At 35.3% G+C, this 24,821-nt stretch carries 29 protein-coding genes and 1 other RNA gene; 15 read left to right on the top strand and 15 right to left on the bottom strand.

Annotated features, from left to right (window positions below; all coding sequences use genetic code 11):
* Positions 1–88 precede the first annotated feature (88 nt).
* The 6 genes from DAY19_RS05570 to DAY19_RS05545 form a co-directional block, all read right to left on the bottom strand.
* Entirely contained in the window at positions 89–604 is a 516-nt protein-coding gene (locus tag DAY19_RS05570) for a hypothetical protein (RefSeq protein WP_114706177.1), read from the bottom strand.
* Positions 605–1,126 carry a hypothetical protein gene (locus DAY19_RS05565; protein WP_114706176.1) on the bottom strand — a complete coding sequence of 174 codons (522 nt, stop codon included), beginning with the start codon at positions 1,124–1,126 and terminating at the stop codon, positions 605–607. It abuts the gene before it with no gap.
* Positions 1,119–1,427 (bottom strand): hypothetical protein, encoded by a 309-nt coding sequence (locus tag DAY19_RS05560; RefSeq protein WP_114706175.1) that lies wholly within the window; start codon positions 1,425–1,427, stop codon positions 1,119–1,121. Before DAY19_RS05560 ends, DAY19_RS05565 begins: the two co-directional genes overlap by 8 nt.
* Complete coding sequence (locus DAY19_RS05555) at positions 1,397–1,903, bottom strand: prepilin peptidase (protein ID WP_114706174.1); 507 nt, start codon at positions 1,901–1,903, stop codon at positions 1,397–1,399. Before DAY19_RS05555 ends, DAY19_RS05560 begins: the two co-directional genes overlap by 31 nt.
* Before the next feature lie 6 nt (positions 1,904–1,909).
* Positions 1,910–2,122 carry a Flp family type IVb pilin gene (locus tag DAY19_RS05550; RefSeq protein WP_114706173.1) on the bottom strand — a complete coding sequence of 71 codons (213 nt, stop codon included), beginning with the start codon at positions 2,120–2,122 and terminating at the stop codon, positions 1,910–1,912.
* Positions 2,123–2,212: 90 nt separating this feature from the next.
* Positions 2,213–2,404 carry a Flp family type IVb pilin gene (locus DAY19_RS05545; protein WP_114706172.1) on the bottom strand — a complete coding sequence of 64 codons (192 nt, stop codon included), beginning with the start codon at positions 2,402–2,404 and terminating at the stop codon, positions 2,213–2,215.
* A gap of 234 nt (positions 2,405–2,638) precedes the next feature.
* On the opposite strand from DAY19_RS05545, the gene ssrS reads away from it, so the two are divergent.
* Positions 2,639–2,812, top strand: a non-coding RNA gene (gene ssrS, locus DAY19_RS05540) — 6S RNA.
* A gap of 79 nt (positions 2,813–2,891) precedes the next feature.
* Positions 2,892–3,422 carry a hypothetical protein gene (locus DAY19_RS05535; protein ID WP_114706171.1) on the top strand — a complete coding sequence of 177 codons (531 nt, stop codon included), beginning with the start codon at positions 2,892–2,894 and terminating at the stop codon, positions 3,420–3,422.
* Positions 3,423–3,424: 2 nt separating this feature from the next.
* On the opposite strand, the gene DAY19_RS05530 is transcribed toward DAY19_RS05535, so the two are convergent.
* The 3 genes from DAY19_RS05530 to DAY19_RS05520 all read right to left on the bottom strand — a co-directional run bounded on the left by DAY19_RS05530 (position 3,425) and on the right by DAY19_RS05520 (position 6,428).
* Positions 3,425–4,405, bottom strand: a complete 981-nt coding sequence (locus DAY19_RS05530) for a sugar nucleotide-binding protein (RefSeq protein ID WP_133296891.1) — start codon at positions 4,403–4,405, stop codon at positions 3,425–3,427.
* A 97-nt stretch (positions 4,406–4,502) separates the two neighbouring features.
* Positions 4,503–5,336 carry a flagellin N-terminal helical domain-containing protein gene (locus tag DAY19_RS05525; RefSeq protein ID WP_114706169.1) on the bottom strand — a complete coding sequence of 278 codons (834 nt, stop codon included), beginning with the start codon at positions 5,334–5,336 and terminating at the stop codon, positions 4,503–4,505.
* A gap of 243 nt (positions 5,337–5,579) precedes the next feature.
* Entirely contained in the window at positions 5,580–6,428 is an 849-nt protein-coding gene (locus DAY19_RS05520; protein WP_114706168.1) for a flagellin N-terminal helical domain-containing protein, read from the bottom strand.
* Positions 6,429–6,671: 243 nt separating this feature from the next.
* On the opposite strand from DAY19_RS05520, the gene DAY19_RS05515 reads away from it, so the two are divergent.
* Positions 6,672–7,664 carry a GNAT family N-acetyltransferase gene (locus tag DAY19_RS05515; protein WP_114706167.1) on the top strand — a complete coding sequence of 331 codons (993 nt, stop codon included), beginning with the start codon at positions 6,672–6,674 and terminating at the stop codon, positions 7,662–7,664.
* Between the two features lie 4 nt (positions 7,665–7,668).
* On the opposite strand, the gene DAY19_RS05510 is transcribed toward DAY19_RS05515, so the two are convergent.
* Entirely contained in the window at positions 7,669–9,381 is a 1,713-nt protein-coding gene (locus DAY19_RS05510; protein ID WP_114706166.1) for an ABC1 kinase family protein, read from the bottom strand.
* 90 nt (positions 9,382–9,471) lie between these two features.
* On the opposite strand from DAY19_RS05510, the gene DAY19_RS05505 reads away from it, so the two are divergent.
* Genes DAY19_RS05505 through DAY19_RS05480 form a run of 6 tightly spaced genes read left to right on the top strand, consistent with a single transcriptional unit; the run spans position 9,472 to position 14,157 of the window.
* Positions 9,472–9,963 carry a hypothetical protein gene (locus DAY19_RS05505; RefSeq protein ID WP_114706165.1) on the top strand — a complete coding sequence of 164 codons (492 nt, stop codon included), beginning with the start codon at positions 9,472–9,474 and terminating at the stop codon, positions 9,961–9,963.
* The gene (locus DAY19_RS05500; protein ID WP_199506615.1) at positions 9,964–10,263 is read left to right on the top strand and encodes a hypothetical protein; all 300 of its coding nucleotides are present in this window, start codon (positions 9,964–9,966) and stop codon (positions 10,261–10,263) included.
* Between the two features lie 11 nt (positions 10,264–10,274).
* The gene (gene greA / locus DAY19_RS05495) at positions 10,275–10,751 is read left to right on the top strand and encodes a transcription elongation factor GreA (protein ID WP_114706164.1); all 477 of its coding nucleotides are present in this window, start codon (positions 10,275–10,277) and stop codon (positions 10,749–10,751) included.
* Entirely contained in the window at positions 10,738–12,816 is a 2,079-nt protein-coding gene (locus tag DAY19_RS05490; RefSeq protein ID WP_158536805.1) for an ATP-dependent DNA helicase RecG, read from the top strand. Before greA ends, DAY19_RS05490 begins: the two co-directional genes overlap by 14 nt.
* 38 nt (positions 12,817–12,854) lie before the next feature.
* Positions 12,855–13,292, top strand: a complete 438-nt coding sequence (locus DAY19_RS05485; RefSeq protein WP_114706162.1) for a hypothetical protein — start codon at positions 12,855–12,857, stop codon at positions 13,290–13,292.
* Positions 13,285–14,157 carry an alpha/beta fold hydrolase gene (locus DAY19_RS05480; RefSeq protein WP_158536804.1) on the top strand — a complete coding sequence of 291 codons (873 nt, stop codon included), beginning with the start codon at positions 13,285–13,287 and terminating at the stop codon, positions 14,155–14,157. Before DAY19_RS05485 ends, DAY19_RS05480 begins: the two co-directional genes overlap by 8 nt.
* Here the strand turns inward: DAY19_RS05480 and DAY19_RS05475 are convergent.
* Entirely contained in the window at positions 14,143–15,372 is a 1,230-nt protein-coding gene (locus DAY19_RS05475; protein ID WP_158536803.1) for a TIGR04552 family protein, read from the bottom strand. The two genes, DAY19_RS05480 and DAY19_RS05475, sit on opposite strands and share 15 nt — an antisense overlap.
* Before the next feature lie 44 nt (positions 15,373–15,416).
* Between DAY19_RS05475 and DAY19_RS05470 the strand changes: the two genes are divergently transcribed.
* From DAY19_RS05470 to DAY19_RS05450, 5 genes are all read left to right on the top strand, one after another.
* The gene (locus DAY19_RS05470) at positions 15,417–15,935 is read left to right on the top strand and encodes a phosphatidylglycerophosphatase A family protein (protein ID WP_114706251.1); all 519 of its coding nucleotides are present in this window, start codon (positions 15,417–15,419) and stop codon (positions 15,933–15,935) included.
* A 179-nt stretch (positions 15,936–16,114) separates the two neighbouring features.
* Entirely contained in the window at positions 16,115–17,227 is a 1,113-nt protein-coding gene (gene recA, locus DAY19_RS05465; protein ID WP_114706159.1) for a recombinase RecA, read from the top strand.
* Positions 17,228–17,296: 69 nt separating this feature from the next.
* Positions 17,297–17,872, top strand: coding sequence for a regulatory protein RecX (locus DAY19_RS05460; protein ID WP_114706158.1), 576 nt, complete (start codon positions 17,297–17,299; stop codon positions 17,870–17,872).
* A complete protein-coding gene (locus DAY19_RS05455; RefSeq protein ID WP_158536802.1) occupies positions 17,850–19,571 on the top strand; it encodes an ABC transporter substrate-binding protein in 1,722 nt (573 codons plus the stop codon). Before DAY19_RS05460 ends, DAY19_RS05455 begins: the two co-directional genes overlap by 23 nt.
* A gap of 145 nt (positions 19,572–19,716) precedes the next feature.
* Positions 19,717–20,115, top strand: a complete 399-nt coding sequence (locus DAY19_RS05450) for a hypothetical protein (protein ID WP_114706156.1) — start codon at positions 19,717–19,719, stop codon at positions 20,113–20,115.
* On the opposite strand, the gene DAY19_RS05445 is transcribed toward DAY19_RS05450, so the two are convergent.
* The gene (locus DAY19_RS05445; RefSeq protein ID WP_114706155.1) at positions 20,112–20,357 is read right to left on the bottom strand and encodes a hypothetical protein; all 246 of its coding nucleotides are present in this window, start codon (positions 20,355–20,357) and stop codon (positions 20,112–20,114) included. The two genes, DAY19_RS05450 and DAY19_RS05445, sit on opposite strands and share 4 nt — an antisense overlap.
* A gap of 418 nt (positions 20,358–20,775) precedes the next feature.
* Here DAY19_RS05445 and rpoZ point away from each other — a divergent pair, with 418 nt between their 5' ends.
* Complete coding sequence (rpoZ, locus tag DAY19_RS05435) at positions 20,776–20,988, top strand: DNA-directed RNA polymerase subunit omega (RefSeq protein WP_021267614.1); 213 nt, start codon at positions 20,776–20,778, stop codon at positions 20,986–20,988.
* Between the two features lie 49 nt (positions 20,989–21,037).
* On the opposite strand, the gene lon is transcribed toward rpoZ, so the two are convergent.
* The 3 genes from lon to DAY19_RS05420 form a co-directional block, all read right to left on the bottom strand.
* Positions 21,038–23,524, bottom strand: coding sequence for an endopeptidase La (lon, locus tag DAY19_RS05430; RefSeq protein WP_114706153.1), 2,487 nt, complete (start codon positions 23,522–23,524; stop codon positions 21,038–21,040).
* Between the two features lie 15 nt (positions 23,525–23,539).
* Entirely contained in the window at positions 23,540–24,025 is a 486-nt protein-coding gene (locus DAY19_RS05425; protein WP_114706152.1) for a hypothetical protein, read from the bottom strand.
* Positions 24,026–24,098: 73 nt separating this feature from the next.
* On the bottom strand, positions 24,099–24,782 hold the full coding sequence (locus tag DAY19_RS05420) for a hypothetical protein (RefSeq protein WP_114706151.1): 684 nt from the start codon (positions 24,780–24,782) through the stop codon (positions 24,099–24,101).
* Positions 24,783–24,821 lie beyond the last annotated feature (39 nt).

Here is a 24,821-nt window from a genome sequence, read left to right as displayed (position 1 = left end):
ACTTAGTTAAGTAATCAGTTAATATTTTATCAAAAAACAAGGAGTTGGTGGCCAAGAGGCATTTTTGGCTACTTCAAGTGAGGTAATTCTACTTGAAATTACACGACGAATTTAGTGTGGCAATACCAGGATCTGTATTTCTAAATAAAACATCACCTGTTTTATTAAATGTTTCTCCGCAAACACCAAATAAAGTGAACACTTTTATACATGTCGTATCCTCTGGATCACCTCTATCTTGACAATTTTCCTCAGCTGCTGGGGCCCATGGCAGTGTTGGGATTTGAAAAGTAGGAGCTATCGGACTTTCTCCACCAGCGCCACCCATTTCATCACTCCAACCAATCATAAAGTTACCAAGTTCACTTAATGTTCCATTTAGTCGATTAATATCGAAATTTCCGGATGCATCAGAATTTCCTCGCATAATATAGAAAGTATAAGTACGAGCTGCTTTATTGTGATTAATTGCAGTGTTAATGGAGTTACCGATTGTGATCATCATTACAACTAGGTAGAGAAGGATAGGAATGAATATCATGGCCTCAAATAATGCCTGACCTTCTTCATTGTTGAATATGTCTTTGTAACTATTCTTCTTCAATTAACATCCATTATCGTAAATTGTTGTCAGTGTACTTGAACAATTTCCAGCGCCACTTGCTGTCGTAACTTCCGAAAACGACTGACAAACACGCACTAGGCATTCTCTAATGGTGGGCTCTTTTCCCAAAAATGATTCAATACGAAAGCTCATATCGATATCACCAGTTAAAACCTTCATTAGAGAAAACTTTGTTTTATAATCTAAGTAAGTACCTGTTAAAAACCAGTCTGTTGTTTGTTTAGAGTTGAACTTTAAAGCACAGTCAGGACCACAATTAACAACATTATAAGATTGAAAAACCTGGTTTGCCTTTGAGCGTGCTAAGCTATCACCAGGTATCTTATTATCTGCAACAAGGTATGCACGAGAGGCCATAAAATTTGCATATTGTAGTAAATAAGAATGCGTAAAGTTTAGGCCAATTTTAGCAAACACAAAGAAGAAGGCGATCACAAAAGTGAATGTCGATAAGAATTCAATCGTCGACTGACCTTTATTATTCTTTGATAAATTATTCATTATAAGGCTCTCTTGGTGAGAAGAAATGCGTCTGCCCTTTTGCTTCATTATAATATAATGGGTGTCTTGGATTTGAGTAATTACTTCCATAACCATCTACAGTTCCCTTCGTTCCATAACGAGCAGAGTACTCCATTGATCTTGCAAGTGTCCCAAACATACCTTCACCAATCATGTCCTGAAAGGCATCACTTTTAAATATTGTCATGGCAAAAGTCGTGACGACAACAAAGAGCAGAATATACTCTACTGTTGATTGCCCCTTCTTATTTAGAAGTAAATGAGTTCTTTTATTTTCCATCCTAGAAAAATCCATGAAACTAGTATAACAGGAGCAAATGCAAATTTCTTCCCAAATATACGTTTTATCTGAAACAGGTTACCTTCTTTGAAAGCCTTTACTATAAAATCCCAATTCTTGAGTATATTAGTAATAAATACGGATAGCCCCACAATCACTGTAACAACGGCCAAAGAGATGAATGCTTGTTCTTGAATTTCAACAGGAATAATAAGAAACAAACTTGCTAAATATTTCGAGTCTCCCCCTCCCATTATCTTTAAAATAAAAAGAAGAAAACCGGCACAAAATATCCCCAATGGAAAAAGAAAAGTTTGAACACTTAGGTTATAAGAATTTGGAAAAAAGAATAACAACACAATAAAGAGAAAGATATTACCAATTGACCATGCATTGGCTATTTTTCTTGATTGAATATCAATATAAGAAATATAAATTAATTGAACGAGAAGAAAAATAAAAACACTAACTGGCATATCGAATTACTCATTTCCATTTACAAAAGGTGAATGCCAGCAACCTCTTGGGCATGCTCCAGTAGAGAGTTCTTGCGATAAATGAAATGCAAAACTTTTAAAGAAGCCAGTAGTATACGTACCAATCCCTCTTGCCATAGCAATAGAAATTCCCGCAAAGAAAGCTAAGATAAATATATACTCGATTAAAGCCTGACCGCTTTGTGACTGACGTAACATACTTAATATTTTACATTAAGTACGACTTTGAAGTTGGTGAGAAAGATTTTCCTCCGCTCCCTAGAAGAAACTGGGGAGCGGGGAAATATATTAATTACCGCCTTGGAGATCTTGCAGTAGATTAGATGTATTACCAAATACACCATCTGTAAGCTGTTCAATCCCTTGAGAAGCTTTCTCTCTAAACTTCATAACTAACATCGCAGCAACAGCAACAAGTAAGATATACTCTGTTGATGTTTGACCTTCTTCGTCTTTAAGAAACGCTAGTAAGGTTTTCATTGTTGCACTCCTTTCAATTAACCCCAAACGTGGGGACAAAACTCAGTAACTATCTCAACTTTTCGGCTGAAATGGCCCAGAGCTTTAACTTTTCTTAAGTTTATTTTAACACCTCGCATTCACAGGGCCTAATATTTTAGGTTTATGTTCATAAATAACTGAAAATACTATCGTCAAGGTGATTTAAATGTGCCTATTTCTGTTGCCGTTTACAAATTTCGGGTATAATTTATGGGTGAGCTAGATGGGCATCTATAAAGTTGTTTCGCCCTACAAAGCTTAGAAAGGAAGCGGTCACTGGTTACGGTGAGCAGGCCCATGAATCAGTGGGAAGCCTAAAGTGATTATCACTGCATCCACCTGTCACATGACGGGCGGAAACTTTCAAATCGCTCATCTAGCTCATTCACATCTCCAAAATGCCCTTTATTATTACGCATTTCAAAAAAATCTTTTCAAATCGCCAATATCTAGTAGAATTTAAGTTATGGATATTACAAAATTCGAAAGAAACACGGAAGTATCAACGAAATGGATCGAAAATCTCGCTCTTGAAGAGATCAATATGGATGAGAGCGGTGTCGTAAGTTTCAATGATCATTTAAACCCAGCTTTTCAGCTAGAAGAGTCATCTGTTAATTTTATGAATAAATTAAGAGATCTCTTTGAGATCTATGTCCATAAATTCAATGAATATCGTGGTGACACTAATACGATTAAAATCTTTAAGATTGCTAATACGATTAATGACTTCATGATCTATCGCAACTCACTACGTCTTATTTTTGCTAGAAAGTCTGATGATTTAATTTCAATTGGGTTCTTAGCAAATGGAAAAGACATCTTTAGTGCCAGAATGAGTGAATCGCAAAACCACGGAGCAGGAAATCTTCACGAAATTCGCGCTCATATTGGTCCTTTTAATCAAATTACATGGCGATTTGAGAATGAAGAAGTTAATTGTGATGCATTAGTGAAGCACTACCTTAGTGAATTCATAAAATTATCTGCAAGATAGACTTAAATATAGTTGATTGAATCCTTAGACTCTGATGCTTCTTTGTTATCAGCAAGCGTTCGCATTTTTTGCGCAGAATACTCAAGTGATTCTTCAACCGTTGGAAGTCTTAAGTGAAGATAGCCTTCGGCATTGGCAATATTCATATTAAAGTTTAGATAACCACTATGATTATCTCCAACTTTAGCACTGCTCATAATCGGATAAGGCCATTTTCCTGAACTAATTAACTTTGCAGGTTCGTGAAACTTTTCACAATATAGCTTTCCAAATGCATAGGTCGACATAAAGTCAGATGAGCTTATTTGCAATAATCTATTTTTAAGCTTTCTTTCAATACAGATTTTTATAACCATCCCTAAGTAGTCCACATCGAGAAAGCCTGTCTTAACATAATCATCGAGTTCAAACTCCTCTCTCAAATGTAGCTTATACTGTATCTTTTCAAAGAGATTTCTTCGAGTGTGCACGCCACCACGACCGTATAGTCGACACACGCGAAAGATCAAATAGTTTAAAGATGATTTTTGAATATAAAATTCAGCAGCCGCTTGAGTTTTTCCATATGTAGTTGTCGCATCAGGTATATCAAGCTCCATATATTCATCAGACTCACCAGAGAAAACAAAGTTGGAAGAAAGATAAACAACTTGAGACTTATAGCGCTGACAAGAATCTGAAACGTTAAATAGACCACTCGTATTCAATGCGTCGGCACTTCTTTCAGAAAGTGCGCAATCTACAATTGACGACTTCCCTACAGCATATATAGTGATATCTGGCTTAAAAGTATAAAGGACAAGTTGAACTTCTTGCTTATTTAAAACATCACAAGGCAAAGTCGTAATTCCCCTGATTGATACGGGGTTTTGACAATATGTCCCCACGACCTTGTAGTCTCTTTTAAAGAATTCCGCTAAAGATGATCCTACAAAAGAAGAGATCCCAAAGATTAGAATAGTCTTAGGTTTAAGTTCACTCATAGTCTTTATTATAAGGGTAAGATGAAAAAATTGATAAGTAGAAATAAGAGGAGGCAACTATGTCCTATTCAGGACCATAGTCGCCTATATGATTGATTTATCCAATTAGTTTTAATGCCACATTTGGCACTTGGTTTGCCTGTCCAAGAACAGAGGCTCCCGCCTGAATAAGAATGTTATTTTTGGCCATATCTGCTGTTTCCTTGGCCACGTCCACATCTCTTATTCGCGATTTAGCTGCACTTAGGTTCTCATCGCTAATTCCCAAGTTGTTAACAGTTGACGAAAGTCGGTTTTGGAGCGCACCCATATTTGCACGCTGTCCGTTGATTTCAACCAACGCATCATCAAGTTTCTTAAGAACGGATTGAGATCCTTCTTTAGTTGCGATACTGTCAGCGGCAAGCCCAAGAGCGGTAATTGTTGCGTCTGATCCTGCTGCGTCGTACGTGAGTCGATCGAGCGTTGGATCATTGTGAATCCCGACTTGAAACTCAAGTCTACCACCTGTTCCATCCAGTAGCTGAACTCCGTTAAAGTTAGTCGACTTAGCAATTCTGTCGATCTCTTCTTTAAGCTGTTGGAATTCGATGTCTGAAAATGATCGTTCAGTATCACCGATCGTGTCAGAGGAAGTCTGCACTGCAAGCTCTCTAAGACGAATGATAATATTTGATACTTCATTTAATCCACCTTCTGCTACTTGGACAAGAGAGATAGCATCGTTTGCGTTTCTCTTTGCTTGCCTCATACCTCTGATCTGTGCTTTTAAGTTTTCACTAATTGCCAGTCCAGCGGCGTCATCACCGGCCCTCGTAATACGTTCACCTGATGATAGTTTTCTTAAGTTATCTCCAACTCTTTTATTTGTAAGTGACATTGCTCTTTGTGCTGCGATTGATGCCACATTTGTATTAATTCTGATTCCCATGATTAGTCTCCTTCAATCATCATATAAACCTCCTGTTTGATAATTGAGCGTCCAGCTCAATAAATTCGTTAATAATTAAATAATGCTTCTACGGATAAACCAATCATTCCTCTTGTATTGTATTAACAAGCAAATCAAGGTTGCAGTCTGTCATTGCTTTTACTTAGCTATCCAGTAGTTTGCATATTGACTCCGTTTAAATTAGTTTTAAATCACTTTGCCATCCGGCGATCTCAGGGTTTATTACCCTTGAGATGCTGCCTGGATTAAGCTTAGTGCACTATTTGTACTTGTGTTCGCTTGCGCAAGAACCGAAGTACCGGCAGTCATTAAAATATTTTGTTTCGTTAAGTTTGCAGTTTCTGCTGCGACATCTGTGTCTCTTACACGAGAGTTTGCTGCACTTAAGTTTTCAATCGACGTTGCGATATTGTTTACCGTTGATTGAAGTCTGTTTTGAAGGGCACCAAAGTCTGCTCTAATACCAGAAACTGAAATAATTGCTTGATCGATTGATGATAGAGAGTTCTGTGCAGAAATCTTATCAGCAACTGATGCAAGGTTAAGACCTAGGGCAGCGACGTTAACATCTGCTGATGAAGCGTCGAATGTTAGACGGTCAGATATAGGGTCATTACGCGTCCCGATCTGAATATCAAAAACTGCACCTGTACCATTTAGTAGTGGTACTCTATTGAATTCTGTTGAGTTAGCAATACGATCAATTTCTGATGTAAGTTGCTCAAATTCAACGTTAAGAAACTTTCTTTCTGTTGAACCGATAGTATCCGAAGCGGCTTGTACAGACAGTTCTCTAAGACGGATTAGGATGTTTGAAACTTCCCCTAAAGCCCCTTCAGCAATTTGAACTAAAGAGATCCCATCTTCTGCGTTTCTTTCTGCTTGTCCAAGACCTCTAATTTGTGCCTTTAAGTTTTCAGAAATCGCTAGACCTGCGGCATCGTCACCTGCTCTGTTGATTCTTTGACCTGATGATAATTTTTCTAGAGATTGTTGCATACCAAGACGTGTTCCACGTAGGTTCCTCTGTGCGTTTAGAGATGCAACGTTCGTGTTAATTCGTAGTCCCATTCTATCCTCCTTGACTGGGTACCGACAAGATTCCTTCCTGTCAGTCAGCTGAAATCCATACAGCTGTACAATTGTTACAACTCCTTATCGCTAGAAATATGAAACTCTTTAGAAAAAATTTGTCTAATTCTTATACGAACTTTTTTGCCTAGTTAGACAAAGAAGTCAGTATTAATGGGCTTCGAGGAAAGCGGAGTATTTCACTCAACATCAATCTTCAAAAAAAATGTAAAATAAATAGACATGATTTTCACGAATTTAAAGAAACATTCACAGTACAAGAGCGAAGTTCTAAATGAAATCGAAGATGCTTTTCAATATAATGAAGAGAATTCTTTCGCTATCGATTTTCATCAACTTATAAAAGATAGTAATCTTGAAAATTGCCACTTACTTCTAAATGATAATAGAGAGCTGATTGCTCATATTGGAGTTCGTCCCGTAACACTACATTATAATGATGCAAATATTAATGTACTTCTTCTTGGAGGAATCTTTACAAAGAAGGAATTCCAAGGTCAGGGGCAATTTAAGAAGTTATATGAATATATATGTAAGCTATATAAAGATAAGTATTCAATGATTATTCTCTGGTCTGATAAGAATGACTTCTATCAAAAGCTAGGCTTTCGCCAATTCGGACTCACTTCTGTAATAGGAGAAAAGACTGTTACTGAAGAAGAGATTATCAAGAGAGGTTATCTAAAAGACAATATTGCAAACTATAGTGATTCTCAACTAAGTCAATTAAATGAATTATATAATCAGTCTTATAAGAATACGATATCAATAAAAAGAACACTTAATGACTGGAGAGATATCAAGCAAATATCTTCAATGAAGCTATTTAGAAATAAAGATAATAATGAATATTTATTTTTTGAGAAAGGACAGGACTTAAAAGGAATAATTCATGAAGTATCTTTTTCTTCTAATAAAAAAGAATTAAAGAAATTTAAGCCTCTCCAGCTTCTTAATCCAAGCACATTGGATGAAGATTCTTTCTTTATTCATCTCGCTTGGGGAAAAATTATTAATGAGGATATATTTTCAAAGTTTATCCACAAGTTAAGTAAAGGCTCTATTGAGATAAAAAGAGATGAGCTTAAAATCGAAACGAGGCCTTATCAAATTGATCAAAATGAAATCTTAACAATCTTATTTGGACCAGGAAAAGCTCAAGAGATTGGCCATCTATTACCTTCTATTTACATAACTGGTGCTGATAGTATCTAAACTATTATCGATGCCTTAGTGAACCGTAGCCAATTGAAAATAATGAAGCGGCCCATAAAACTAACGTAATCGTTGGATAATCTAAGAGGTCACGATTTGTTAAATAATGTTGGGACACAAAACTTTTACCTGCAAAAAAAAGAATTCCACCTAGTATGTAAAATGACAAAAGGCGTACTGAACTAGCAACAGATAGAATTGGTTTCCAAATTCCTTTATGTCTAACTTTAATTGCGTAATTATTTTTAGAGAACTCTTTTAAAAACCATTTGAAGTGACGTGGTATCACTCGCGAAGCTCCTAAAAGATCTTTTGCGATCCACATCCCATCTTCAACAAAACTTTCTGTTGAGAAGCTTTCTTGAATGATCTCATTAATATCTCCCTCTAAAAGATTAAAGATATCAAAATCAAGATCTAATGACTTCCCTACACCATCTAAAGTTATTAATGCTCGGAAGACGACAAACCACTCTCTTGGTAAAAAGATATGATGTTCTCTTAAAGTTGTAATTATGGAACGAATGATAAGAGCAAAGTTTGTTTGCTGAATTGTTAATCCAATCTGAGGACCAATTGCATTCTTTATATCGACAATTAATTTATCAACATCTGGCACATCATTATAAATAGCGACATCTAAAAACTCATAAACGAGATTTTCAAAATTCTGCGTTAAGATAGCATAAATAATTGCAATAAAGTTCTGACGGCCTGTTTTTGATAAGCTCCCAACTAGTCCAAAATCAATCAGTGCAATTTGATCATTTTCTAAAAAGAAGAAATTCCCACCATGAAGATCAGCATGAAAGAATCCTTCGTTAAGAAAACAACGCATAAAGATACTTAAACTTTCATCTATTTTTGGTTCTAAACGAGAGATATGCTTCTTTATTTCAACTGAATCACTAAAAGAGATTCCCTCTATTAACTCCATCACAAGGAGATCTTCAGATGTGTACTCGTTATAAACTTTTGGAAGATAGAAAATTTCTTTCTCATCATATTTAGCAATAACTTTCTTAAGCTTCTGACAGTTCAAGGCCTCAACATTAAAGTTTAATTCACTTTGTAATGAATATGAAAAATCTTCTAAGACATTAGAGAAGCCCAGAAACTTAATTTCATCTGTTGCTCTTTCTGCTTGATTGGCCAGAAAAATAAGAATTGAAAGATCTGTTTCGATTAGCCTATCAATTTTTGGTCTTTTAACTTTTAAAACAACTTTTTCGCCTGTTAAAAGCTCAGCTTTATAGACGAGACCAATAGAGGCCGTACCAATTGGTTTATCTTCTATTGACTTAAATATCTCCTCTACTTTCTTTCCAAGAGACCTTTCGGCTTCATCCTTTACACTTGAAAAAGGCAGAGGCTTAACTTGATCGCGAAGCTTTTTCATATGTTTGATAAAGTCTTCATCAAATATATCTTCACGTGTACTTAATAGTTGTCCAAATTTAACAAATGCAGGTCCTAACTCTTCAAAACACAATTTCAGGCGATATCCCATAACATCGCCCCAAGAATTATCATGTTCTGGTAATTGTTTTATTTTTTCACTTTTTTTAGGAAATACAAAATTTGGAATAATATTTAGAACATTCTGTGAAATAAATTCATCTAGTCCATTCTTAGCAAAAACTGTTGCAATCTCTCGTAATCGAGAGATATTTCTAATGGTTTTAGTAATCTTAAAACTAGTTGTAATTAGCCCCACACAATATCCTTTCTTAAAATTATAGTATTTTATCACGCTAACGACAAAAGGTGCATAGCCCTATTGCCAGAAAAATGGTAAAAATATTACGTGAAACATATACTACTCACTATATTTATACTTTTTTCAACGACTTCAATAGCAAATGATGAGACCTGCTCTCGCATTGCAGTAATTAATCAACAAGAAATTCTTATTGACCCAAGCTCTTCTCTAAAAGGAGAAGGGTTAAGATATCACTTAGAAAAAGATAAAGTTGCACTAACTTACTTGAATGACTATCAAGATGCACAAGAGGATATTTGGCGCCCTGCGATTATGGGAACTGTTGGAAGTGGACTGATTCTTTCAGCTTTCTTAACAAATCCAAGTTCTAACACAAGGCGCAGTCTCATTGCTTCTGGAACTGTCATACTTATGTTAAACTATCTCTTATCAAAGACCATTCAAACTGGTAATGAAGAGCTTCTGTATCGCAGTATAGACGAATACAATAAAAGACAAGAGCCTAAAATTTATTTAAAGTCAGATGATCAAATCAATTCACCTGACGTATATATAGAGAAAAGCTGGAGCTTTTGAATGTTAACTAATAGTAATGAAGTAACTTGCTATGCGTGTCAAAAAGTAACAGGACTTGAAGCGGGACAAAAAATCTCACTTAAGGAAGAATGCCCGTATTGCTACGCAAGCCTACATTGTTGTAAAATGTGCAAGTTCTATGACAAATCAGCATATAATGAATGTCGTGAATCAAGCGCAGACCGTATTGTAGAAAAAGAAAAAGCAAACTTCTGTGACTACTTCATTTTAAAAGGTGGTAGCGATAACGGAGATGGAAAAGATGATCTCCTTGCTGCCGCAAATGCATTATTTAAATAAAGGATTAACTAATGGCCAATCAACAACCAATTACAAAACAAGGATACGATGCAATTCAAGCAGAACTTGATCAACTTATTAAGGTTGAAAGAGAAGAGCTAAAAACAACAATTGCAGAAGCTCGTGAACTTGGAGACCTTAAAGAAAATGCAGAATATCATGCAGCAAAAGAAAAGCAGGGTGTTGTTGAAGGTCGTATCTCTCAACTTCAAGGAATCCTTGCAAGTAGCGAAGTGATTGATCCAAGTAATGTAAATTCAAATAAAATTGTATTTGGTGCGACAGTAACAATCCTAAATATTGATACTGATGAAACTGTTACTTATAAAATTGTTGGTGAGCCAGAATCAGATATGAAGAAAGGCCTAATCTCATACAACAGTCCACTTGGTAAGGCCCTTATCGGTAAAGAAGAAGGCGATGAAGTCGTAGTTCGTGCACCAAAGGGAAATATCGAATACGAGGTGGAGTCAATTGAGTATAAGTAATAACTCACTCTATACGAAGATTGCCGACCTCTATAGCAAGCCGACTAAAACACTCGAAGCGCTTAATAAGAAAAATATTACCACAATAAACGATTTGCTTTGGCTTCTGCCAAGGCGGATCGTCAAATTACCTGACCTCGCTAAGTTTCAATATGCCAATATCGGTGACTTCTTTCGAGGTCGTGGTGAAGTTGTCTCAATACAGGCCAGACCAAACTTTAAAGCACGTGGAAAAGGTCGCGCTGTTTTATTAAATATTACTGTAACTGTTAAAGATGACCTCAGTGAAAACTTTATTACCTTGAAATGGTTTAATGCATATCAATCAATCCAAAAGAAAATCGAGTCATTAAAACATTTTGAATTCCTAGGTGTTGTTTCAGTTTTTAATGAAAGTTTGCAAATCGTTAATCCTGAAATATTTGATATTGGAAAGTCTGATTCCGAAACTGGTCTTAGAATTACATATCCGACAATTGACAGTATAAAGTCACACCATATTCAAAAAGTATTTGATAAAATACCAAAAGGTTTCTGGGATAAAATACCAGAAATTATTCCAAGCTCAATTCGAGATAAAAAAGGACTACTCTCTCGTAGCCAGGCTTTTAAATATCTTCATGGAAGAGTCCCTCCAAACGAGTGGAGCCAAGAAGAATTTGATCGCGCAAAAAGATCTATCATCTATGAAGAGTTTATTTATGATCAATTGAAAATTAAACTAAGAAAAAATAAAAGAGATCAGCTAAGTCGTGAATACATCGATATTTCAAAAGAAGATATTGAAAAGGCGAAAAGCCTTTATCCGTATCAGTTTACTGAAGACCAAACAAAAGCATTGAATGATATTATAGTAGACTTTAAGAATTCAACGCCCTCGATGAGACTCATCCAAGGGGATGTAGGTTGTGGTAAGACGACCGTAGCGGTGGCCAGTGCATTTTTAATCTTAAAGTCAGGTGGCCAAGTCGCACTAATGTGTCCTACTGAAACCCTTGCTCTTCAACACTTTCGTGAAATAGAAGAAATCCTAGGCAGTGAGTTTAATGTTGAGTTATTAGTTGGAAGCACAAAGGCCAGTAAGAAAAAAGTTATCAATCAAAAACTAGCAGATGGCGATATTGATATTGTTATTGGTACACACTCTCTCTTTCAAGACAGTGTAAGCTTTGCGAATCTTGAATTAGCTATTATTGATGAACAACATAAATTCGGTGTTGAACAACGTATTAAATTAATGAAAAAAGGTGAAAATCCACATTGTATAATCATGTCTGCAACACCTATCCCGAGATCATTGAGCCTCACAAAATATGGTGACCTCGATATCTCAATCATTAAGACAATGCCAAAAGGTCGAAAAGGCCAAAAAACAAGAATCGTTACAAATGAAAACCTCAAAAATTATTTAAGCTTTGTAAAAACGAGACTTGAAATGAAAGAACAAGTCTATGTTGTTGTTCCGGCCATCGAAGAATCAGAAAATGAAGATATAAGAAACCTAGAACATACTTTTGAACTTTATAAAAAATATTTTCCAGACTTTCGAATTACTCCACTACATGGACGAATGTCACCTGATGAAAAAGAAGAGGCCATAACAAAGTTTAAAAAGCATGAAATTGATATTTTAATTGCGACATCTGTTATTGAGGTTGGAATTAATATTATCAACTCAACGATTATGGCAATCTTAAGTCCAGAACGTTTCGGATTAAGTAGCCTACACCAAATGAGGGGAAGAGTCGGACGTGGAGATAAACCAGGATTCTGCTTTCTTGTTACAGATCGTGAAGTATCACCTGAAAGTATGCAAAGACTTCAAGTCATTGAAAAGTATACCGACGGTTTTAAGATAGCTGAAGAAGACTTAAAGATTCGAGGAGAGGGCGATCTCTTTGGACAGGAACAATCCGGAGTGGTCACTCAAAAGAAATTAGCAAATATTGTTCTCAATCAAGATATTCTCTATGAGGCAATTGAGGATATTAAGAAGTATCCAGATGAGTTCAATGGAGTACTTAACTCAATTGAAGTTGACGAGAAAGTCTTTACTACAATTTAATTTTCGCATTTTTTCACGTTACAGGATAAAATACTTTTATGATACATATCCAAGTCCTTGATAGCCAAGACTTACTATCAATTGGCCATTATACATTGAATCTACCACGTGTTTTTATTGGAAGCTCAATTCATAATAATATTCCCATCGAAGACACTACACTAGATCTCTACGTTGGCGTCATAAAACATATGGCAAACTCACTTACATTTGTTTGTGCGCAACCTTTTAAATTAAATGAGAAACGTATTGAAGGCATTGTTAAATTAAATAAGAATGACATCATTGAAGTTCAAAATCTAAAATTTAAAATAGTCGACTTTGATGAGAATAAACATAATGACCACGAAGATTATTATCAATACTTAGAAGATATTAAGCACAAGGATCCAAAAAAGTATAAGTTGATACAAGCACTTGAACAACACTACATAAAGTTAACAGGACAATACGACAATGACCTCTTGGATGAATAAGTCTAAATTTCTAAATATTGATGAAAGTACAAAGATTCAATACTGGACAAATTTTGAACCAGTCGAAGGAGAAAAATATCGAGATGTCATAGTCTTCAATTATGGCCTTGTCTGTAATATTCGTCATTTTGAATATCAAATCGATTTCTTTCACAACAAAGGATATAAGATCCTATTGCATGATTATCGCGGTCATTACGAATCAGAGACGAAAGAAGGTATCGAAACAATTACATTCGAAAATATTATTAGTGACTTAAATACATTGATTAATCATCTAAATATTGAAACGACAATCCATGTCGGACACTCAATGGGTGTTAATGTAACAATTGAATATGCATTCAAGTACCCTACAGAAGTTAAAAAGATGATTTTAATTTCAGGAACAATCTTTCCTCCACAAGATGTTATGTTTGATTCAAATCTCGTTGATATATCAGAGCCATATATTAAAGAGATTAAAGATAAATGGGAAAACCAATTCAAACTTATTTGGAAAAATGCATATCTCAATCCTCTCGCAAAATTTATGGTTTGGCGCGGAGGATTTAACACAAAGAAAACGAATCTCGACTTCGTTCAGTACTATATGAAGAAATTAGGGCAGCTTTCACCAGATATATTCTTTCAATTACTTGATGAAATGAGAGAACAAAGAGTTATTAAGGATCTTGAACAAATTAAGACTCCAGCCCTAATAATTGGCGGAGATAAAGATAAAGTCATCCCAAATTACCTTCAACAAATTCTACACAAGGGCCTAGCTAATTCGGAATTATATATCATTAAAAATGGAAGCCATGTGCCGCAAGTAGATTTCCCAGAATTTATAAATGAGAGAATAGAATTATTCTTGGATTAAGCCTTTATGTAATAAAAGCTTTTTAAATACTCGATTCATTGCATAGATTTTTTGAGCTTTCTTATATTCAGAATGAGATGCTTCCCCTTCTGAATTAATTTTATAAGATGCTTCATCTACGACCTGAACTTCAAATGGATAAAAGAAACGTACATCTCGAGAAAGAGATGAAAAGTCTAAACCTAATAGTTCTTTAGCAACTGCAGAGTCTTCGTCCTTGGCCATTTTTCTTAATTTAAAAAACTCCGCAAGGAAAGGATTCTTGTATTTGATCAATTGGCGACAAGTGAATTGTACTGAACGATACTTAGCAGATGAGTGAAGATTATGTTCACTTTCAATATTTTCAAAGCTGCATTCATCAATTTCTCGATTTACAGCAGAAACAAAGCGTTCCTCTGAAAGATTATTCCTAAGGGCCATTTTTACTAAGCTTGAATATTTTGATCTAAATAAACTGATATCAAAAATAGTATTTAGAGATCGAGAAGGCTTAATATTATGTGGTGTAATGATGTAATTTCTAATTAAAAACTGAAGAACCTTAATAATATCTAATTTATTCTTCGTAACAAGTCTTACACCAACTCTATCAAAAAGTTCTTCTGCAACATTTTCTGCTTTATGAAGTAACTTGATAATAACACTATCACGAGATTTCTTTGACTTAGTTTCAAAGTCTACAAGTGGGATCGAAATCTCACCGGACTTTAAGTAAAGGTTGTTGTCGTTATCACGATGTAAGTAGCGATAAAACTTATCAAAGATTTGTGTTTGAATTTGGTTGAAGTAATTTGAACGTAAATCTTTGTCAGCATGAAGTATTGTGTGCATCACTTTTAAAACAATCTCTGCCCATAACTGTTCTTCAACTGTATGTTCAGAATTACCTGTGGCCATTAAGAAGAGACCACTAATATCAGTAACTGTAAAAAGTGATGTTGGAATTTCAAGATCTAGGCCGTCAGGGCTGCCATCTTTTAGGAAGTAACGCTTTATAAATTGAATCGCCTCTTGAAAGTTACCAAATAACTCAGCACGTGCGACAGGATTATCAGGATCGAGTCCATAACCTTTTAAGAATTTATTAACTTCAGTAATATCATCTAGCTTCGCTACAAAGAAATTTGAATCAAGAGCAGAACGGCCACCAACGACAACGTCGAAGACATCCCAATCAAAAATATAATTTTTTAAATAATCTGGTCGATTCATAAAGTTTCTTTTCTCTAAGTGTTGAGTAATGCTACCATAAGGCCATGAATACAGAAAATCAGCTAAAAAATACAAAAAAACTGACATTTAAGTCACTAACTGATCTTAGAATCGTATTTCTTACATTCTTTGGAACTGGACTCGCTCCAAAAGCACCTGGTACAGTAGGAAGCCTAGCAACTATTATCCCATTATATTTTGTTGGGAAATTAAATGCACCTTTCTTTTTCTTTATTCCATTTCTTATACTGCTTACAATTGGTGCCGTCTTTATTACATCAGTAATTGAAAAAGAATATGACTGCATTGACCCATCATGGATTGTTATTGATGAAGTTATTGGTATTTGGATTGCGTCATTATTTATTCTTGAGCCAACTTTTGTAAGTTACGCATTTATTTTTATCTTCTTTCGTATATTTGATATTTGGAAACCTTGGCCAGTTAGAGTCTTCGATGATCGTAAAGACGCTCTAGGGACTATTCTTGACGATGTCGCAGCAGGTCTAATGACAGGTGCTCTTTATATTCTTACTTTCAAATTGTTAGAAATTTACGCTTGACTTACGCAAAACTTACGCTAAAAATATAAATAAGCAAAATGTAAAAAACTAGAATTAGCTTTTTGGAATTGTTTTGATTTCATCAACTTAAAAGAAAGTTAAAACAAGCAACTTTTGCATTAGCTGATAGCAGATTAATTTGGTAGAAATAATTCTAAATACAAAAACACGGAGAGCTTATGGCGACAACATCAACTGACAAGAACAAGCAAAAAGCACTAGATCTAGCACTTTCAACTATTGAGAAGCAATTTGGTAAAGGTGCCATCATGAAACTTGATAGTGAAAACGGACCAGAGAAAGTTCCTGCAATTCCTACAAGCTGTCTAGGACTAGACCTTGCACTAGGTGTTGGTGGTGTACCTAAGGGACGTATCATTGAAATTTATGGACCTGAGTCATCAGGTAAAACAACTCTTACTCTACATATTGCTGCTGAAGCACAGAAGCAAGGTGGAACAGTTGCATTCATTGATGCTGAACACGCACTTGATACAGTATATGCTCAGAATCTAGGTGTTGATATTCCAAATACATTAATCTCTCAACCAGATAGTGGTGAGCAAGCATTAGAAATCACAGATATGCTAGTTCGCTCAGGTGCAGTTGATCTTCTAATTGTTGACTCTGTTGCGGCCCTTACTCCACGTGCAGAACTTGAAGGAGATATGGGAGATTCACACATGGGTCTTCAAGCTAGACTAATGTCTCAAGCACTAAGAAAACTAACAGGATCAATTAATCGCTCAAATACGACAGTAATCTTTATTAATCAGCTTCGTATGAAGATCGGTGTTATGTTCGGTAACCCAGAAACAACAACTGGTGGTAACGCTCTTAAATTCTACTCTTCAGTAAGACTAGATATCAGAAGAACTGGTGCTATCAAAAATGGTGATGAGGTTATTGGTAACAGAACGAAAGTAAAAGTTGTAAAAAATAAAGTTGCACCTCCATTTAAAATCGTTGAATTCGATATTATGTACGGACAAGGTATTTCTCAAATGGGTGACCTACTAGATCTGGCCGTAGCGAATAATATCGTTGGAAAAGCAGGTGCATGGTTCTCTTACAATGATGCAAAAATTGGTCAAGGTCGTGAGAACTCAAAGCAGTACTTAGCCGACAATCCAGAGATTGCTCAAGAAATTAAAAATAAAATTCTTGTTCTACATGGACTGATTAAAGATAACTCAGTAGTTGATGAAGCAACTGGTGAGATTATTGAAGAAACTCCAGTAGAAGAGAAAAAGACTAAATCAAAGTCTAAGTCAAAAAAAGTTGTTCAATAATTAAAATATAGCCTCTTAGATTTCTATCCTACAGAATTGTAGACAGTAACCTAAGGGGCAACTTTTTAAATGACTCTAAAAGAAACCATCGAAAAGCTTCCCTTTAATAATGAAGATTATATTCTTGCAGAAGATGAAAGCAAGGCCGATTTAACTCGTTCATTTAAAAGAGCTTATCATTACTGCATCTGGTTACTTTCAAAAAGAGACTATTCCCGCTTTAAACTTGCGCGCAAATTATACGAGAAAAAATACACTCCATATGTAGACGAGCTCCTCGACTTCCTTGAAGAGGCCAAGTACCTACAAGAAGAACAATATATCCGTACCCGTATCAAAACCTTCATGTACAAAGGTCAATCTAAGAGAAATATAATCAATAAGCTAAGAGCGGAAAGACTAAACGTAGAAGGTCATATCATCGAGGAAATATTCGAAGAATATCGATACACAGAAAATAATCAGCTTCGCGAGTTAATCCATAAAAAGATTCGATCTAAAGGCATTGAGGCCTTGGAAGATTTTAATTTTAAACAAAAGCTGATACGCTTTCTTTTGTCAAAAGGGCATTCATACGACAAAATAAAAACAGAAATAAATTATGTCCAAAACGAGGAAAGCAATGCGCAAGATTACCCTATTTAGTACATTACTAATACTTGTAACACTCACTTTAACATCATGTCGTGTTTCAAAAACTGATAAGAATACACTTAGATTCCCACTTACAGAATCTATCTCTACTATAGACCCAGTAAACGCATATGACTCTGTTTCAATGTCTGTGGTTTATCAAGGTTATGAACAATTATATGAATACCACTATCTCAGAAAACCTTTAAAGCTAGTTCCTCTTCTTGCTGAAGATATGCCTCAAGTTTCTGAAGATGGCCTCACATATACAATAAAGATCAAAGAAAATATCCAGTATCACGATCATCCAGCTTTTAAAAAACCAAGGTTTGTTAAAGCAGAGGATTTTATTAACCAGATTAAGCGACTAGCCTTTAGGCCTTACCGTAGTAATGGTTGGTGGTTATTTGATGGCCGTGTCGTTGGTCTTAATAAATTTAGAGAAGAGGTTGGAAGTGATTTTAGTAAACTCCTATCAACAGATGTTGAAGGATTGAAGGCATTGGATGAGCGCACTCTTCAAATCAAATTAGTAGAGCCATATCCACAAATGTTAAATGCACTGGCCATGAGTTTTACTTCGCCAATGCCAGCTGAAGCAATGAAAGAAGAGACTTTTATTGATGAACTTATTGGAACTGGCCCTTATAAATTAGACAAGTGGTTCCGTGGCTCAAAGCTTTTCATGAGTCGATTCAAAAATTACCATAAGGAATTCTACCCTGGAAAAGGTGATCGCTTCGCCCACAGTAAAGAATTATTAGAAGATGCCGGGAAACGCCTTCCATTTATCGATAAAATTGAATTTCATATAATTAAAGAAGCACAAACTCGATGGTTACAATTTATGTCTGGTAATCTCGACTTCCTAAGAGTTCCAAAAGATAACTATCATTCACTAGTATCACCTAGTGGAGAGCTAACTGAAGAATACAAGGATAAAGATATCACACTCGACATCTTCTCTTCATTCACTTACTGGTGGTTTTCTTTCAATATGAAAGACCCTATCGTAGGAACTAATAAGAATCTTCGCTTGGCCATTGCTCATGCAGTAAATATTGAAAAGTATATTAAAACATTTACTAATAATATCGGACTGAAAGCTAACTCGATTTATCCTCCAGGTATTCCAGGATACGATCCATCTCGTAAGCTTCCTTATAGTTACAATATTGAAAAAGCTAAAGAATACTTAAAAAAAGCAGGCTATCCAAACGGAGAAGGTCTTCCAACTCTTGTTTACGACACGAGGGCCTCTTCAACGACTCAAAGACAAAGGGCCGAATTACTGAAGCAAGATCTTGAAGCAATTGGGATAAAAATTGAAATTAAACTCAATACATTTCCTGCTTTCCTAAAAAAGGCCAAAGAGGGGAAACTCCAAATTTGGCTTGATGGTTGGACTCTAGATTATCCAGATAGTGAAAATGTTCTTCAATTACTAACAACACAAAACCAAGCACCAGGGCCAAACGTATCTAATTATTCAAATAAAGAGTTTGATAAAAAGTTTGAAAAAATAAAGGTGCTCTCTGACAACGATCAAAAGTATCACTTGATGGCCGAGGTTGAAGAAATTGTTCTCGAGGACTTACCATGGGTACTTCTCTATTACTCGAGAGACTATATTGTTTATCATAACCGACTAAATAACTTCAGATATAATGATCTCGTGGTTAATAAAGTTAAATACTTAAGATTGAAATAATTAAGTTCGACATAATTTCGGGGGAATATATTTCCCCCGGTCCTTCTCCCTCCCTTCACTATCATTTTTTTCCTCTAATTTCCGAATAGTAGATCAGTATGCTTGTAAAAAAGTATATGACTGCAACAACAAAGGATAATTAGTTATGAAGACTCTTGCTCATTTCATACTTGTCGTCATTGGATTAACTCTACAAATCCAAGTCTGTGCCAATGATTATATGATCTACTCTGTTGAGCACGAATTACCAATGACCAACGATGTGTCTGAAATTCAAAAAAATTATTATGTTAATATCGGAGAGAAACAAGGTATCAAAAACGGTACTCTCTTAGACGTTTACAGAATTATTATTCTCAACGATCCTTATGATAAAGAAAGACGCTATCGTCATAAAATGAAAGTAGGTCAACTCGAAGTCATCCATCATGATGGCGATACTTCAATTGCAATTACAAAGAATTTCAATAGCGAAGAGAAGCGCCCTATACTTGAAATATCTTCATTTATGGTTGGCGACCAAGTAAGCGTGAATCTAAATTAAATGCTTTGAACGTTTGATCTCTCGTGAAGGATAAAACGACGCTTTTTTACCAATTCAATTTGATCTTTAATGGCCTTTAAAGCTTTCTTTTGACGGCGAATTAGATCTTCATCTGCATTAGAAGATTCCATAAGCCTTAGAACCTTTGCGGCCATCCCATCTGCAACAGCTAACTTATTTGATATCTCATGTAAGAACTTTCTTTCTTCAAGGGCAAGTTCTAAAACTGTATTTTCATCCATATCTACTCTTTAAAAAACTTATAACTGACAATATCGCCATAAAGTATATGAGAGTCTATCCTATTCACCACAATCTTAAAAATATAATAGCCGATTGCCAAATTAACTTTTTCATCTTTAAAGCTCAGCTCGAGTCGTTTCAATTTATGGCCACAGCACACACCATTGAATTTCTGTTTGAAAAACAACGCAGATGGTCTCACTCTTATGTTTTCTGTAAATATAAATATTTGATTGTTCATACCCAATTGGTATGCAAAAGGCGATATTCCCCAATTAACATAAGTTACTGAAATTACTAAAAGCATTATAATAATACTTTAAATATTTTAAATATTTACGTCCAGTATCTAGACAAAAACAGCGCTTTGTCCTATAAAAATAACTTAAGTCACATTTAATTTTTCGGAGTGCACAAATGGCAAGAATTACAATTGAAGACTGTTTAGAAAAAGTTGAGAACCGTTACGAGTTAGTTCACTTAGCAGCAAAGCGTGTTAAGCAATTAAGAGATGGTGCAGACCAACTTGTTAAGAGCAAAAACAAAGATGTTGTAACAGCACTTAGAGAAATTGCAGCTGGAAAAGTTAAGCATGCTCCAGTAAGTGAATACGATTCAGACGAATTTTAATTTATATTTAAATTTCATAAAAAAAAGCCTCTCATACGAGAGGCTTTTTTTATTTCTTAAACTTAGGTTTAAACTTTGGAAGTGCAATCTTCAATACTTCATCAAAGTGCGCTACTGGATAAAATTTCATTCCTTTTCTGTGTCTTTCAGGAACTTCCTTTAAATCCTTTTCATTATCAATTGGTAAAATAATATTTGTAATCCCTGCTCTTTTTGCAGCAAGAACTTTTTCTTTAATCCCACCAACTGGAAGTACTTTTCCAGTAAGAGATAACTCTCCAGTCATGGCCAAGTTACTTTTCACTTTCACATTATGAGCAAGTGTATAAAGAGCTAAGGCCATTGTTATACCAGCACTTGGTCCATCCTTTGGTGTTGCACCGGCAGGTAAGTGTAGGTGAACTTCTCTTTCAGATAAAAAGTCTTCTAACTCTTCTTCATTTTCATCCGATGCCTTTCTCTTAGGCTTCATCTTAAAAAATTCATCCATTTCATTTTGAAGAAGTTGTTTAACATAACTATAAGCTAGGTTAGCAGACTCATTCATAACATCACCAAGTTGGCCTGTTAACTTAAAACCTTTTCCATTTAAAGAAAGAGTTTCAATATAAAGAATATCACCACCATAACCTGTCCACGCAAGTCCAGTCGTCATACCTGGAGATAATTTCTTTAGGGCCTTTTCACTCTGATATCTTGCCGTTCCTAAAATATCTTCAAGTTCAGCTGGCTTAGGTGCAAATACCTTCTTTCTCTTTGCATTTACTTTTTCTAAGGCTGCACGTCGACAAAGTTTAGCAACCATTTGCTCCATAACACGAACACCAGGCTCGCGGGCATAATCTTCAATAACCTTCTTCAGTGTTGCTTTACTTAAGTTGATATCTTTCTTCTCAAGTCCATGTTTCTTGATCTGCTTTGGAATTACCCACTTAGTTGCAATGGAGAGCTTCTCTTCCATTGTATAACCACTAAGCTCAATGATTTCCATACGATCCAATAATGGCTCAGGGATATCACCGATATAATTTGCAGTAGCGATAAATAAAACCTTTGATAAATCAAAAGGCACATCTAAGTAATGATCAATGAATGTATGGTTCTGCTCAGGGTCTAGAACTTCTAAGAGAGCTGACGCTGGATCACCTTGAAATGATTGTCCAAGCTTATCAATCTCATCTAGCATAATAACAGGATTATTCACTTCGACACGCTTCATCGCTTGAATTAAACGACCAGGCATTGCACCAACGTATGTACGTCTATGTCCCTTAATTTCTGCTTCATCACGCATACCACCTAAAGAGAAGCGATAAAACTTACGTCCTAATGATTCTGCAATACTTCTTCCCATTGATGTTTTACCAACACCTGGAGGACCTGCTAAGCAAAGAATTGTTCCATCAAATTGAGGCTTAAGCTTTCTAACAGCTAAGAACTCCATGATTCTTTCTTTCGCTTTTTCTAGACCATAGTGATCTTTTTCAAGAATCTTTTGGGCCTTTGGCATATCCACATGATCATTTGTCGACTTTGACCATGGTAAATCAACAATCCAATTTAAATATGTACGAGTTACGTTATATTCTGGAGATGAATCAGGAATAACCTCTAATCTTTCAATCTCTTCATTAACAGACTTTAGTACATCTTCAGGAAGCTTTGCTTCAATTATTCTCTCTTTAAGTTTACTAATGTCACGAGCTTTATCATCTTCTTCAAGACCTAGCTCCGCCTTAATTACCTTTAGCTGCTCTCTTAGGAAATACTCTCGTTGATACTTGTTAACCTTGTCGTTAACTTCATCAGAAATTTTCTTTTGAATATCTGCAACATCTTTCTCACGTTTTAAATAAACAAGTAACTTTCCAAAACGTTTCTTAACAACAAGAGTTTCTAAAAAATCCTGAGCTTCAGGAATATCAAGAGATAAAGCAAATGCCACGAGGTCAGCAAGCGCCCCCGGTGAAGATGAGTTAATCATTGCTAATTTCATCTCTTCATTGAAGTAAGCATTTACCTCACTAAGTTTCTTAACCTGATTAATGATAGAACGAGTATATGCATCAAGTTCCTCATCCTCTTCTAAGATGTCATCAAAGACTTCATACTTAGCTCTAAGTAGTGGTGCCTCTTCATAAATATCTGAAGCACGATAGCGTTTGATACCATGAACAAGAACATTAACAGAACCATCAGGAAGTTTTAATCGCTTAACAACTTTACAAAGCACACCTACTTTATAGATATCCTTTGATGTAATTTCACGATTATCAATTTCATCCTGAATTGTTGGATCTATTTCGCCATCATCGTTTTTAAGATCGTTCTTAACAAGGTTTAGAGCAAGATATCCACTTTTAATAAGATACTCATCTAACTCTGCAGTGAATTTATCTTCTGTTAAAATAATAGGTGCAATCATTCCAGGAAAGATTGGACTATTCATAATTGGGATAATCACAACATCTTCTGGAAACTTTTCCTCTCCTGAAGAGTCTTTTATTTGTACATTATATTCTTCGTATTCATTCATATTTTTTCACACCATTTATTTTTTAATATCAATAACCAGACGACCTGGATTAGTTAAGGTAAATACATCAATTGAATGTTGGCCACTAATAACGAGCTCTGCTGAAAGAGTATCATCTCCCACTGGGTAGAAATCAACTTTTTTAACAAGCTTAGATGTTCCAAAAGAGCCAACTTTCTTATCTAGTTTAGTTTTAAAGAAATCAATATAGATTTTATTTTCTTTCTCACTCTTGTAACCATATACACGAGGGGCCTCTTTCGTCTTAAAATCAAAAACAAGTCTTTCATAACCTCGACTTGAACCATTTCCATGTCTAATTGATTTTAAAACAGAACTCGTATTGCTATTTGTTGAGTGAAAAATTCCTTTCTTAAAGAAGATTGATCTCTTCTTTTCTGGAATTTTTCGAATTCTCTCATTTAATAGGTCTTGTGAGTTTGCCGTGTTTGAGATTGAAAAAATTGAAATTAGTAAAAGTACTTTTAAAATATTCATCATATTTACCTTCCATGGGATAACTACTTAAAATTTTACTAAATTGGTCGTGAAAAAAGAATAGTAAATTTCAGAATTAGGCTTTTGTTTTTCTTAAGTGTGCCGCACCAAGCAATCCAAAAATAATAACAAGCCAATATACAGGAATTTTATATGCGGTATTCTTTGATTTCTCTTCATTGATTGAGGCAATTCGACGGCCTGATTTTTTATTCTTGTAAATATCCTTATCAGAGCCAAGCCCTTCTAAGCTCTCTCCAAAGACTGTACTTACCCATAAACTGAAGGTGCTTAAAGAGTTTGCACCAAATGTATCATTTGCTGGAAACGCCTGTGAGACAACCTCTTCCTCACCTTCTCGCCCTATGACAGTATAGACACCTAGGCGATCATAAAAAGGATAGAACTCTTGCTCACCTTTTACGAGAAGAACTATATAACGACGACCTTTTACAAATCGAGGCATATTTTCATTTGGATAGTTGATTCCTTGCCACTGGCCACCATTGTAGACAAAATTAAAAGAATTCTTACTCAATTGTTTTCTATTTCCAAGCCCAACAGACTTTTCAAGCTTGAATGTGACATTGGTAACAATTTTTCCATTATTTAGCTTTTTCACGTAGCTATCTTGATAAACGCCCATGATAATGGCATTTGATTCAGACAGTTGTTTACTTAACGGGATTTCAAATAACTCTGCACCATATGATGTCAGAGAAAAGATAGTAAGAAATAGAGTCACAAAGGCCTTTATCATACCAATCTTATCGGTTATTGAGCCTAATACTTTAACCTT

Source organism: Halobacteriovorax vibrionivorans, from assembly GCF_003346865.1.
In the GTDB taxonomy this organism is placed as follows: Bacteria; Bdellovibrionota; Bacteriovoracia; order Bacteriovoracales; family Bacteriovoracaceae; genus Halobacteriovorax_A; species Halobacteriovorax_A vibrionivorans.
This window is presented reverse-complemented; position numbering and strand designations above follow the sequence as displayed.

Coding starts and splice junctions, on each gene's coding strand:
- DAY19_RS05565 (WP_114706176.1), bottom strand. CDS start 1,126: ATGAATAATTTATCAAAGAATAATAAAGGTCAGTCGACGATTGAATTC.
- DAY19_RS05560 (WP_114706175.1), bottom strand. CDS start 1,427: ATGGAAAATAAAAGAACTCATTTACTTCTAAATAAGAAGGGGCAATCA.
- DAY19_RS05555 (WP_114706174.1), bottom strand. CDS start 1,903: ATGCCAGTTAGTGTTTTTATTTTTCTTCTCGTTCAATTAATTTATATT.
- DAY19_RS05550 (WP_114706173.1), bottom strand. CDS start 2,122: ATGTTACGTCAGTCACAAAGCGGTCAGGCTTTAATCGAGTATATATTT.
- DAY19_RS05545 (WP_114706172.1), bottom strand. CDS start 2,404: ATGAAAACCTTACTAGCGTTTCTTAAAGACGAAGAAGGTCAAACATCA.
- DAY19_RS05535 (WP_114706171.1), top strand. CDS start 2,892: ATGGATATTACAAAATTCGAAAGAAACACGGAAGTATCAACGAAATGG.
- DAY19_RS05530 (WP_133296891.1), bottom strand. CDS start 4,405: ATGAGTGAACTTAAACCTAAGACTATTCTAATCTTTGGGATCTCTTCT.
- DAY19_RS05525 (WP_114706169.1), bottom strand. CDS start 5,336: ATGGGAATCAGAATTAATACAAATGTGGCATCAATCGCAGCACAAAGA.
- DAY19_RS05520 (WP_114706168.1), bottom strand. CDS start 6,428: ATGGGACTACGAATTAACACGAACGTTGCATCTCTAAACGCACAGAGG.
- DAY19_RS05515 (WP_114706167.1), top strand. CDS start 6,672: ATGATTTTCACGAATTTAAAGAAACATTCACAGTACAAGAGCGAAGTT.
- DAY19_RS05500 (WP_199506615.1), top strand. CDS start 9,964: ATGTTAACTAATAGTAATGAAGTAACTTGCTATGCGTGTCAAAAAGTA.
- greA (WP_114706164.1), top strand. CDS start 10,275: ATGGCCAATCAACAACCAATTACAAAACAAGGATACGATGCAATTCAA.
- DAY19_RS05485 (WP_114706162.1), top strand. CDS start 12,855: ATGATACATATCCAAGTCCTTGATAGCCAAGACTTACTATCAATTGGC.
- DAY19_RS05480 (WP_158536804.1), top strand. CDS start 13,285: ATGAATAAGTCTAAATTTCTAAATATTGATGAAAGTACAAAGATTCAA.
- DAY19_RS05475 (WP_158536803.1), bottom strand. CDS start 15,372: ATGAATCGACCAGATTATTTAAAAAATTATATTTTTGATTGGGATGTC.
- DAY19_RS05470 (WP_114706251.1), top strand. CDS start 15,417: ATGAATACAGAAAATCAGCTAAAAAATACAAAAAAACTGACATTTAAG.
- recA (WP_114706159.1), top strand. CDS start 16,115: ATGGCGACAACATCAACTGACAAGAACAAGCAAAAAGCACTAGATCTA.
- DAY19_RS05460 (WP_114706158.1), top strand. CDS start 17,297: ATGACTCTAAAAGAAACCATCGAAAAGCTTCCCTTTAATAATGAAGAT.
- DAY19_RS05455 (WP_158536802.1), top strand. CDS start 17,850: ATGCGCAAGATTACCCTATTTAGTACATTACTAATACTTGTAACACTC.
- DAY19_RS05450 (WP_114706156.1), top strand. CDS start 19,717: ATGAAGACTCTTGCTCATTTCATACTTGTCGTCATTGGATTAACTCTA.
- DAY19_RS05445 (WP_114706155.1), bottom strand. CDS start 20,357: ATGGATGAAAATACAGTTTTAGAACTTGCCCTTGAAGAAAGAAAGTTC.
- rpoZ (WP_021267614.1), top strand. CDS start 20,776: ATGGCAAGAATTACAATTGAAGACTGTTTAGAAAAAGTTGAGAACCGT.
- lon (WP_114706153.1), bottom strand. CDS start 23,524: ATGAATGAATACGAAGAATATAATGTACAAATAAAAGACTCTTCAGGA.
- DAY19_RS05425 (WP_114706152.1), bottom strand. CDS start 24,025: ATGATGAATATTTTAAAAGTACTTTTACTAATTTCAATTTTTTCAATC.
- DAY19_RS05420 (WP_114706151.1), bottom strand. CDS start 24,782: ATGATAAAGGCCTTTGTGACTCTATTTCTTACTATCTTTTCTCTGACA.